Source organism: Micromonospora maritima (assembly GCF_902825405.1).
Taxonomy (GTDB): domain Bacteria; phylum Actinomycetota; class Actinomycetes; order Mycobacteriales; family Micromonosporaceae; genus Micromonospora; species Micromonospora maritima.
In genome coordinates this window covers 1-10386 of the sequence record NZ_CADEAU010000168.1, presented here as the reverse complement: position 1 = coordinate 10386, position 10386 = coordinate 1, and the positions used below count along the sequence as shown (strand labels likewise).

Annotated in this window: 10 protein-coding genes; 5 read left to right on the top strand and 5 right to left on the bottom strand. The window is 73.1% G+C overall.

Going from position 1 to position 10386, the window contains the following annotated elements:
* Positions 1-654, bottom strand: a 654-nt coding sequence (locus HUW36_RS16590; protein ID WP_174529005.1) for an NADPH-dependent F420 reductase, incomplete at its 3' end; no start/stop codon positions are given.
* A 190-nt stretch (positions 655-844) separates the two neighbouring features.
* Here HUW36_RS16590 and HUW36_RS16585 point away from each other — a divergent pair.
* Positions 845-1651 carry an SGNH/GDSL hydrolase family protein gene (locus HUW36_RS16585; RefSeq protein ID WP_174529004.1) on the top strand — a complete coding sequence of 269 codons (807 nt, stop codon included), beginning with the start codon at positions 845-847 and terminating at the stop codon, positions 1649-1651.
* A 62-nt stretch (positions 1652-1713) separates the two neighbouring features.
* Here HUW36_RS16585 and HUW36_RS16580 read toward each other — a convergent pair whose 3' ends face one another.
* Positions 1714-2202: a glutathione peroxidase gene (locus HUW36_RS16580; RefSeq protein WP_174529003.1), complete on the bottom strand. Its 489-nt coding sequence runs from the start codon at positions 2200-2202 to the stop codon at positions 1714-1716.
* 143 nt (positions 2203-2345) lie between these two features.
* On the opposite strand from HUW36_RS16580, the gene HUW36_RS16575 reads away from it, so the two are divergent.
* On the top strand, positions 2346-3980 hold the full coding sequence (locus HUW36_RS16575; RefSeq protein WP_174529002.1) for a glycosyl hydrolase family 18 protein: 1635 nt from the start codon (positions 2346-2348) through the stop codon (positions 3978-3980).
* A 66-nt stretch (positions 3981-4046) separates the two neighbouring features.
* On the opposite strand, the gene HUW36_RS34900 is transcribed toward HUW36_RS16575, so the two are convergent.
* A complete protein-coding gene (locus HUW36_RS34900; RefSeq protein WP_174529001.1) occupies positions 4047-5021 on the bottom strand; it encodes an AraC family transcriptional regulator in 975 nt (324 codons plus the stop codon).
* Positions 5022-5230: 209 nt separating this feature from the next.
* On the opposite strand from HUW36_RS34900, the gene HUW36_RS16565 reads away from it, so the two are divergent.
* From HUW36_RS16565 to HUW36_RS16555, 3 genes are all read left to right on the top strand, one after another.
* Positions 5231-5716, top strand: a complete 486-nt coding sequence (locus HUW36_RS16565) for a hypothetical protein (protein WP_174529000.1) — start codon at positions 5231-5233, stop codon at positions 5714-5716.
* A gap of 91 nt (positions 5717-5807) precedes the next feature.
* The gene (locus tag HUW36_RS16560; RefSeq protein WP_174528999.1) at positions 5808-7214 is read left to right on the top strand and encodes a class II 3-deoxy-7-phosphoheptulonate synthase; all 1407 of its coding nucleotides are present in this window, start codon (positions 5808-5810) and stop codon (positions 7212-7214) included.
* A gap of 31 nt (positions 7215-7245) precedes the next feature.
* Positions 7246-8265 (top strand): threonine aldolase family protein, encoded by a 1020-nt coding sequence (locus HUW36_RS16555; protein ID WP_174528998.1) that lies wholly within the window; start codon positions 7246-7248, stop codon positions 8263-8265.
* 48 nt (positions 8266-8313) lie between these two features.
* On the opposite strand, the gene HUW36_RS16550 is transcribed toward HUW36_RS16555, so the two are convergent.
* Together HUW36_RS16550 and HUW36_RS16545 are read right to left on the bottom strand one after the other, a co-directional pair.
* Positions 8314-9183, bottom strand: coding sequence for a deoxyribonuclease IV (locus HUW36_RS16550; RefSeq protein WP_174528997.1), 870 nt, complete (start codon positions 9181-9183; stop codon positions 8314-8316).
* A 116-nt stretch (positions 9184-9299) separates the two neighbouring features.
* Positions 9300-10386 (bottom strand): Stk1 family PASTA domain-containing Ser/Thr kinase (locus tag HUW36_RS16545; protein WP_174528996.1); only part of this gene is annotated, 1087 nt, incomplete at its 5' end.

The following is a 10386-nucleotide window of genomic DNA, read 5'->3' as shown; positions in this document are numbered from 1 at the left end:
GAGGGCGGCGCGCAGCCGCTGCCCGTCGACCGGCCCCGGGCGCTCCCAGTCGCCGTCCGCGGCGTAGATGCCCGCATACGCGCTGGTGTCGCGCTGGAACCGCCAGCCCTCGGCGAGCGGCCCCACGTCGACCGCGTCGTAGCCCAGTGAGTCGAGGAACGCCGTCACGGCGGCCTTGGCCCCGTCGTCGTCGCCGGCGATCGGCAGGGCGGTGCGGTCGCTCGCGCCGGCCGGGCGGCCCAGCACCCGCAGGTGCGCGAAGTAGATGTTGTTGAGGGCCTTGACCACACGCGAGCGCGGCAGGTGCCGCTGGAGCAGTTCACTGGTGGTGGTCGACTCGTCGTCCAGCTCCGGGAAGCTGCCGTCGCGCTCGGGGTAGTAGTTGTTCGTGTCGATCACGATCTTGCCGGCGAGCGGTGCGGCCGGCACCTCGCGGTAGGCCCGCAGCGGGATCGTGACGACCACCAGGTCGCCGGCGGTCGCCGCCTCGGTCGGGGTGGCCGCGCGGGCCCGGGAACCCAGCTCGGTCACCAGGTCCCGCAGCGTCTCCGGGCCGCGCGAGTTGCTGAGCACCACGTCGTGGCCGGTGTCCACCGCGAGCCGGGCCACCGTGCCGCCGATGTTGCCGCTGCCGATCAGTCCCACAGTCGTCATGTCCGGTGCCAACCCCGGTGGGGCGCCGTCGCATTCCCCGGCGGAAACCTTCATCGACAGCCGACTTGCTGGCAACGATTTGTATGGACAAGTCTCTATCTACTGAGACTGCGAATCGGTGATCTTCCATGCATGGTGATCTCATTGATATCTATCTCTCACCACCACTTCCCACCCCCAGGAGTGCGACGTGCGGAGATCCCGTCTTGCCACCCTCGCCCTGTCCCTGGCCACGTCGATCGGGGTCGCGCTGACCCTGGCCGCCGCGCCCGCCCAGGCCTCCCCGTCCGACCGGTACGTCGCGCTCGGCGACTCGTACGCCTCCGGCGTCGGCGCCGACAGCTACACCTCCGAGAGCGGTAACTGCCTGCGCAGCACGAACGCCTACCCGGCGCTCTACAACGCCAACATCCGGCCGGCCTCGTACCGCTCGGTCGCCTGCTCCGGCGCCACCACCGCGGACGTCGTCAACAGCCAGCTCTCCGCGCTCTCCTCAACCACCACGCTGGTCAGCGTCACCATCGGCGGCAACGACGTCGGCTTCGCCTCGATCATGAGCACCTGCGTGCTCCAGGGCGAGACCCAGTGCGTGGCGGCCGTGGAGTCGGCCATGAACATCGCCCGCACGCAGATGCCCGGGCGGCTCGCCACCGTCTACAACGGCATCCGGAACCGGGCGCCCTCGGCCCGGGTCGTGGTGGTCGGCTACCCGGTCTTCTATCAGCTCGGCACGGCCTGCGTCGGGCTCAGCGCCACCTCGCGCGCGAAGATCAACGAGGGCATCAACCTGCTCGACGACATCACCCGGTCGGCCGCCACCTCGGCCGGCTTCACGTTCGCCGACGTCCGGTCCATCTTCGTCGGGCACCAGCTGTGCAGCTACGGCACGAAGTGGCTGCACGCGTTGAACGTGCTGAACCTGACCGTCTCCTACCACCCGACGGCCGCCGGCCAGTCCGGCGGCTACTACCCGGTGTTCCGGTCCGCCGCCGGCTGACCCGCTCGTCGGACCGCGCGCGGCACGCCTCCGGCGGGAGGCGTGCCGCTGCGCCGTGCGACTCAGGCCGGCAGGACCTTCTCGATCGCGGCGCGCAGGTCGGGATCCTCGGGGGTGACCTGCGGGCCGAACCGGGCGGCCACCGTGCCGTCCGGCGCGACGAGGAACTTCTCGAAGTTCCAGCGCACGTCGCCGGTGTGCCCCTCGGCGTCCGGGGTGGACACCAGCGCGGCGTAGAGCGGGTGCCGGTCCGGCCCGTTGACGTCGACCTTCTCCGTCAGCGGGAACGTCACGCCGTAGTTCACCTGGCAGAACTCCTCGATCTCCGCGGCGCTGCCCGGTTCCTGGCCGGCGAACTGGTTGCACGGCACCCCGAGCACGGTCAGCCCGCGCCCGGCGTACGCGTCGGCGAGCGCCTGGAGGCCGGCGTACTGCGGGGTGAGGCCGCAGCGGGAGGCCACGTTGACCACCAGCAGGGCGCGGCCGCGGTAGCGGTCGAGGTCGGCCGGGCCGCCGCTGAGGGCGTCGATCTGCACGTCGAAAACGGTCATGCGACGAGGCTACGGCCCGTCGCGCCGATCGTCCCGCGCCACCCGTGAAATAGACGCATCTACATCTTGACGAACTGATGACGGCGTGAGTAGCGTCTCAGCAATCAATTTGGAAAGTTTCCTAACTATTGGGGAGACGCCGTATGAAGAGATCGCTCCGCCGGGCCCTGTGGGCCGGCGCCGTGGTCGCGCTCGCGGTCGCCGCGGTGCCCATGACCACCGCGTCGGCCGCCGGCAGCGTCACCGCCACGTTCACCAAGGTGCAGGACTGGGGGACCGGCCACGAGGCGCGGGTGACCGTCACCAACGGCACCGGCGCCAGTGTGAACGGCTGGCGCATCGAGTTCGACCTGCCCTCCGGGACCGCGATCAGCAGCTCCTGGGACGCCGACGTGACCCGCAGCGGCAACCACTACGTCGCGGTCAACAAGAGCTGGGCCGCGACGCTCGCCCCGGGCGCCAGCTTCAGCTGGGGCTACAACGGCAGCGGCGCCTACCAGGGGCCGCTGAACTGCACGGTCAACGGCGGCTCCTGCGCCGGCGGCGGCACGCCGCCGACCACCACCCCGCCGACGACGACGCCGCCCACCACGACGCCGCCGACGACCACCCCGCCCACCACCCCGCCGCCGACCACGCCCCCGCCCACCACGCCGCCCACCGGCGGCAAGAAGGTGGTCGGCTACTTCGCCGAGTGGGGCGTCTACGGCCGCAACTACCACGTCAAGAACATCCACACCAGCGGCTCGGCCGCGAAGCTCACCCACATCCTGTACGCCTTCGGCAACACCACCGGCGGACGGTGCACCATCGGTGACAGCTACGCCGACTACGACAAGGCGTACACCGCGGCGGACAGCGTCGACGGCGTCGCCGACACCTGGGACCAGCCGCTGCGCGGCAGCTTCAACCAGCTGCGCAAGCTGAAGAAGATGTACCCGAACCTGAAGGTCCTCTGGTCCTTCGGCGGCTGGACCTGGTCGGCCGGCTTCACCCAGGCCGCGCAGAACCCGGCCGCGTTCGCCGACTCCTGCTACGCGCTGGTCAAGGACCCGCGCTGGGCGGACGTCTTCGACGGCATCGACATCGACTGGGAGTACCCGAACGCCTGCGGCCTCCAGTGCGACGGCAGCGGCCCGAACGCGTTCAAGAACGTGGTCTCCGCGCTGCGCAGCAAGTTCGGCTCCAGCTTCCTGGTCACCGCGGCGATCACCGCCGACGGCAGCAACGGCGGCAAGATCGACGCCACCGACTACGCCGGCGCCGCGACGAACCTCAACTGGCTGATGCCGATGACGTACGACTACTTCGGGGCGTTCGCCGCCCAGGGGCCGACCGCCCCGCACTCCCCGCTCTACTCGTACAGCGGGATCCCGCAGCAGGGCTTCTGGTCGGACGCGGCGATCCAGAAGCTCAAGTCCAAGGGCGTGCCGGCCAACAAGCTGCTGCTCGGCATCGGCTTCTACGGCCGGGGCTGGACCGGCGTGACCCAGACCGCGCCCGGCGGCACCGCCACCGGCGGGGCGCCCGGCACCTACGAGACGGGCATCGAGGACTACAAGGTCCTCAAGAACACCTGCCCGGCCACGGCCACGGTCGGCGGCACGGCGTACGCCAAGTGCGGCAGCAACTGGTGGAGCTACGACACCCCGGCCACCATCGGCGGGAAGATGAGCTACGCCAACACCCAGGGCCTCGGTGGCGCGTTCTTCTGGGAACTCTCCGGAGACACGAGCAACGGTGAGTTGATCAGCGCCATCAAGGGCGGCCTCGGCTGAGCCGAGGGCCGACGCACCACCCACCCGGCGGGGAGGGGCCGCACCGGCCCCTCCCCGCCCGCGTGGTCAACCCCGGGCCGCCCGCTCCCGGTGCTCCCGGGGGGACACCCCGTAGGCGGCCCGGAACGCGCGGCTGAAGTGCGCCGGGTGCGCGAAACCGCACCGGGCGCCGACCTGCGCGACACTCAGCCCGCGCAGCCGCCCGTCGGCCAGGTCCCGGGCCGCCCGCTCCAGCCGCCCGGTCCGGATCAGCCCGCCGACGGTCGTACCGGTGCCCTCGAAGAGCCGGTGCAGGGCCCGCACCGACAGGTGGTGCGCCGCCGCGACGGCGGCCGGGGAGAGGTCCGGGTCGGCCAGGTGCCGCCGGACGAACGCCGTGACCCGGGTCCGGAGGCCGGTGATCCGGGCGTCGACCGGCAGGTCCCGCTCGATGTCCAACCGGCCCGCCAGCATGCCGGCGATCAGGTCCAGGACGATCCGGTCCAGGTGCGGGGCGTCGGCCGCCGCGTACTGCTCCGGGTGTGCCACGATCCGCCGCAGGAACGCCGCGAGCAGCGCGCCCATCCCGGTGTCGGCGGGGATGCCGGCGGCGCACAACCGCCTCAGCCGGTGCGGGGCCAACGGCAACGCCCGGTGCGGCACCAGGGCGGTCACCGTCTCCACCGCCCCCGGCGCCGCGTCGTCCGGCCGTAGCCGGGAGCCGTGCGGCCGGACGGTGTCGACCAGGGCGAACGCGGACGGGTCCAGCGGCGTCTCGTGGCGCTGCTGGGTCATCACCCCGCGCCCGGACAACGGTAGGGCGAGCTGGTACAGCTCCGGGTCGCCGCTGTCGATCAGGTGGGCCGGGCGGGTGAACTCCAGCGACGGGTAACGCCAGATGCCGAGGCGGACCGCGCCGAGGTCGATCACCCGGGCGGAGGCGGTGAAGTCGTCCGCGTGCGCGCTACGGATGGTGGCGGTCGACGACTGCCGGGCGACGAGATCCTGCCAGAAGTCGAACCGTTCGGTCGGCGGCAGCCACGCGGTGTCGACGGATGTCACGGCGAGGATGATCCGTCACCTCCGGGGGATGGCGCGGTCCGGTACCGTCCCGCGACCCGAGACTAGCGACCCCCGGCCGCTGCCGCGGATCGAGGTGCGTGCCCGGCCGGACGATCGGGACGGGGGCGCGGGACGGCGTCGGCCGGGGCGCCGGTCGGTGTGTCAGACTCGGTGGCCGGGCAGCCACCATGCCCCGATGGGAGGAACCGATGGGTCAGCAGCACCGGCGGGCGGCGACCGCCGCCGTCCTGCTCGCGCTCCTGCCGGTCGCCCTGGCGGCCTGCGGCGACGACGAGGCACCGGAGGGATCGGCTCCGGCGACCGGGCAGGCGCCGGCCCAGGAGGCGGCGGCCAAGAGCCGGGAGCGGGTGCAGGCGTACCTGGACGCGCTGGCCGCCCGCGACGCCGCCGCCGGCCGCAGCCAGCTCTGCGCGCCGATGCAGGCTGCGTTCGACGCGGGCGCGACCGGCCCGAACGGCGACTTCGCCGACCACTTCACGGTGCCGCAGGCCACCATCACCGACGTCCGGTCCGGGCCGCACGGCCAGGAGGTCAGCGCCACGGTCACGGTGGCCGCCGGATCCCGCACCGCCACCCGCGCGCTGCTGTTCACGGTCACCCGCACCGGCGCCGACTGGTGCATCTCCGGCGAGACGCCGGGCGGCCGGACCGCCCAGCCGACCGTCTCGCCCTGACCCGGGCGCCGGTGTGGCGCTGATCTCCCAACCACCGGAACCGTCCCCCTCGGCGGCGGGCGGCCTCGACGGTCGCCGTACGCTTTCCTTCATGCGCCATGAGTGGCATCAGCTGAGTCACCCCGCCGTGGGCAGCCCTGGTCTGCAGACCAGCCGCCCGACCGCCGACTCCGCCGAGGACGCTGCCCTCGGCCTGGACCGATGGCGGGAGCTGCCGCGCGCGCAGACCCCGCCCTGGGCCGACCAGGACCAGGTCGCCGAGGTCTGCACGGTGCTGGACACCGTGCCGTCGGTGGTCGCGCCCTACGAGGTCGACCAGCTGCGGCAGCGGCTGGCCCTGGTCTGCGAGGGCAAGGCGTTCCTGCTCCAGGGCGGCGACTGCGCGGAGACCTTCGCCGACAACACCGAGAGCCACCTGCTGGCCAACGCCCGCACCCTGCTGCAGATGGCGATCGTGCTCACCTACGGCGCGTCGCTGCCGGTGGTCAAGGTGGCCCGGGTCGCCGGCCAGTACACCAAGCCCCGGTCGCTGCCGACCGACGCCCGCGGGCTGCCGGCCTACCGCGGTGACATGATCAACTCGTTGGAGGCCACCCCGGAGGCGCGGGTCGCCGACCCGCAGCGCATGATCCGGGCGTACGCCAACTCGGCCGCCGCCATGAACATGCTCCGGGCCTACCTGGCCGGCGGGCTCGCCGACCTGCACGCGGTGCACGACTGGAACAAGGACTTCGTGCGGCAGTCGCCGGCCGGCGAGCGCTACGAGGCCATCGCCCGGGAGATCGATCGGGCGCTCGCCTTCATCCGCGCCTGCGGGATGACCGACGACGAGGCGCTGCGCACCGTCACGCTCTACTGCTCCCACGAGGCCCTGGCGCTGGAGTACGACCGGGCGCTGACCCGGATCTCCAACCGCAAGGCGTACGGCCTGTCCGGGCACTTCCTCTGGATCGGCGAACGGACCCGGCAGATCGACGGCGCGCACATCGACTTCATCTCCCGGATCGCCAACCCGATCGGGGTCAAGCTCGGCCCGACCACGTCACCCGACGAGGCGATCGAGCTCTGCGAGAAGCTCAACCCGGACAACATTCCCGGCCGGCTCACGCTGATCAGCCGGATGGGCAACCACCGGGTGCGCGACGCGCTGCCCCCGATCGTCGCCAAGGTGACCGCCGCCGGGGCCAAGGTCGTCTGGCAGTGCGACCCGATGCACGGCAACACCCACGAGTCCTCCAACGGCTACAAGACCCGGCACTTCGACCGGATCGTCGACGAGGTGCTCGGCTACTTCGAGGTGCACCGCGGCCTGGACACCCACCCGGGCGGCCTGCACGTCGAGCTGACCGGCGAGGACGTCACCGAGTGCCTCGGCGGCGCCCAGGGCATCGAGGACCTCGACCTGCCCGACCGGTACGAGACCGCCTGCGACCCGCGACTCAACACCCAGCAGTCGCTGGAGCTGGCCTTCCTGGTGGCGGAGATGCTCCGTGGCTGACGCGAGGAGTGAGCTTGCGAGGGGTGTGGACGTGATCGATCTTCGGTCGGACACCGTGACCCGGCCGACGCCGGGGATGCGGGAGGCGATGGCCACCGCCGAGGTGGGTGACGACGTCTACGGGGAGGACCCCACCGTCGCCGCCCTCGAGGCCGAGGTGGCCGCCCGGTTCGGGCACGAGGCGGCGCTGTTCGCCCCGTCCGGTTCGATGGCCAACCAGATCGCCCTCCAGCTCCACGTCCCGCCCGGCGACGAGCTGCTCTGCGACGCCGACGCGCACGTGGTCACGTACGAGATCGGGGCCGCGGCCGCGTACGCCGGAATCTCGTCGCGGACCTGGCCGGCGGTGGGCGCGGAGATCGACCCGGACGTGGTCGCCGCGATGATCCGGCCGGACGGCTACTTCGCGGTGCCCACCCGGGCGATCGCGGTGGAGCAGACGCACAACCGGGGTGGTGGCGGGGTGATCCCGCTGTCGACGCTGCGCCGGCTGCGCGAGGTCGCCGACGGGCACGGGCTCGCCCTGCACTGCGACGGCGCCCGGATCTGGCACGCGCACGTCGCCGACGGGGTGCCGCTGGCGGAGTACGGCGGGCTGTTCGACACCCTCTCGGTGTGCCTGTCCAAGGGCCTCGGCGCGCCGGTCGGCTCGCTGGTCGTGGGCAGCGCGGAGAAGATCGCCCGGGCCCGGTTCCTGCGCAAGCGGATGGGCGGGGGCATGCGGCAGGTCGGCATCCTCGCCGCCGCCGGACGCTACGCGTTGGCGCACCACGTCGAGCGGCTCGCCGAGGACCACGCCAAGGCCGCCCGGCTGGCCGAGGCGGTCGCACCGCACGGCGTGCTCGCGACCGCGGTGCGCACCAACATCGTGCCGCTCGACCTGACCAAGCATCCGCTCGACGCGCCCGCCCTGGCGGCGGCCGCGCGAGCGGAGGGCCTGCTGATCTCGGTGCTCGGTCCGCGTACGGCCCGGCTGGTCACCCACCTGGACGTCACCGACGCGCAGGTGGACCGCGCCGCCGACACCCTCGCCACCATCCTCCGCGCCTGACGGTCCGCCACCCGTTGCTCCACCCCTGGCCGGCCCCGCCCGGGCCGATCAGGGGTGGAGGCGCCTGAGGGTGGCGATGTCGGCGGCGTGGCCGACGTGCTTCTCCGTCGGGGTCTCCACCAGCACCGGTACGCCCGCGGTCGCGGGGTGGCGCATCAGCTCGGCGAACGCCGGCTCGCCGATGCTGCCCTTGCCGATGTTCTCGTGCCGGTCCCGGGTGGAGCCGCAGAGGTCCTTCGAGTCGTTGGCGTGCACCAGCCGCAGCCGGTCCGCGCCGACGGTGGCGACGAGCGTGTCCAGCGTGGCGGTCATGCCACCCTCGGCGGCCAGGTCGTGCCCGGCCGCCCACGCGTGGCAGGTGTCGAAGCAGACGCCCAGCATGGGGTGCCGGTCGACCGCGTCGAGGTAGGGACCGAGATGCTCGACCCGCGAGGCCAGCGACCGGCCGCCCCCGGCGCTCGGCTCGACCAGCAGCATCGGCCCGCCGACCGCCGCCGTCTCGTCCAGCAGCGGGAGCAGCGACTCCCGGACCTGCCGCAGGGCCGCCTCCGCGTGCCCGGCGTCGACCGCGCTGCCGGCGTGGAACACCACGCCCTCGGCGCCGATCGCGCGGCCCCGGCGCAGCGCGTGGGCCAGCGTCTCCGCCGACCGGGCGACCGTGGCCGGGGTGGGGGAGCCGAGGTTGACCAGCAGCGAGGCGTGGACGAACACGGGCAGCCCGCGCTCGCCGCAGCCGTCGCGGAACAGCGCGTCCTGCGCCGGGTCGCCCGCCGGCAGCGCCCAGCCGCGCGAGTTGGACACGTAGACCTGCACCACCTCGGAGGCGGCCGCCTCGGCGTACGGCAGCGCCGCCCGGGCCAGCCCGCCGGAGGTGGGCGTGTGCGACCCCACCCGCCGACGCTCGCTCCTCGCGCTCACCGGGCCGTTCTTCGTTCGCGACTGCGGGGCTCGCAGGACCGGCTCGCTCCTCGCGCTCACCGGGCCGGTCTTCGTTCGCGACTGCGGGGCTCGCAGGACCGGCTCGCTCCTCGCGCTCACAGGCAGGTCACCGTGACCGTCGTGCCCGGCGGCACCGGCGTGTTCTCGGCCGGGTTCTGCAGCCGCGCCACGCCGTTCGGGTTGAGCTGGACGTTGACCGGGAAGCCCTGGCTCTCCAGCGTCTGCTTGGCCTGCTGGCAGGGCATGTCGATCACCCGCGGGACAGCCACCTGCGCCGGGCCCTTGCTGATCTCCAGCTTGACCTTGGCGCCCTTCTCCACGCCGGTGCCGTCGGCCGGGCTCTGGCCGAGGATCTCGTCCTTCGGCTTGTCGGAGTCCTTGTAGTTCTCCTCCGGGGTGAGCCCGAGCTGCGCGAGGATCGTCCGCGCCTCGTTGACGTTCTTGCCGACCAGGTTCGGCACGCTCACCGGGGCGCGACCCTTGCTGAGGATCAGCGTCACCTTCGACCCGGGCTTGACCACGGTGCCGACCTTCGGGTCGGTGGCCAGCACCACGCCGGCCGGCAGCGCGTCGTCGTAGCGGGACGAGCCCTTGGCCGGCACCAGCTTGGCGCCGGTCAGCTCGGCCTGGGCCAGCTCGAAGTCCTTGCCCACCACGTCCGGCACCGGCAGCCGCTCCGGGCCGAGCGACAGCGTCAGCGTGATCGTGCCGCCCTTGACGATCCGGGCGGCGGACGCCGGCGTCTGCCCGAGCACGGTGTCCTTCGGCACCTTCTCGTCGTAGCGGGGGTCGGCGTAGCGCAGCGTGAAACCACCGCGCTGGGCCTGCGCCTCCGCCTCGGCCTTGGTCAGGCTCACCATCTGCGGCGCGACCGTGTACCGGCCGACCCCGAACCACCAGCCGCCGATCGCCGCCACGAGGCCGACCACCACGACCGCCGCGGCGACGGCGAGGCGACCGCGCGGCGAGCCCATGACCCGGGTACGCAGGGCGGCCAGCCGTGCGCCCAACCCTTCCGGCTCGTCGGCCCGGCGCCGGTGCGGGCGCTGCCCACCGCTGTCGGGCAGCCGGGCCCACGGGGGACGCTCGGCGGGCCGGACCGCGGCCACCACCTGCGTCGGCTGGCTCAGTACCGCCGTGTCGTCGCTCACCCGGCGCAGCACCGCGGTGTGCGCGTGCGGG

What these genes read in the sequence shown, in the direction of transcription:
- HUW36_RS16580 (WP_174529003.1), bottom strand. Translation starts at nt 2,202, where the DNA reads ATGACCGTTTTCGACGTGCAGATCGACGCCCTCAGCGGCGGCCCGGCC.
- HUW36_RS16575 (WP_174529002.1), top strand. Translation starts at nt 2,346, where the DNA reads ATGAAGAGATCGCTCCGCCGGGCCCTGTGGGCCGGCGCCGTGGTCGCG.
- HUW36_RS16565 (WP_174529000.1), top strand. Translation starts at nt 5,231, where the DNA reads ATGGGTCAGCAGCACCGGCGGGCGGCGACCGCCGCCGTCCTGCTCGCG.
- HUW36_RS16560 (WP_174528999.1), top strand. Translation starts at nt 5,808, where the DNA reads ATGCGCCATGAGTGGCATCAGCTGAGTCACCCCGCCGTGGGCAGCCCT.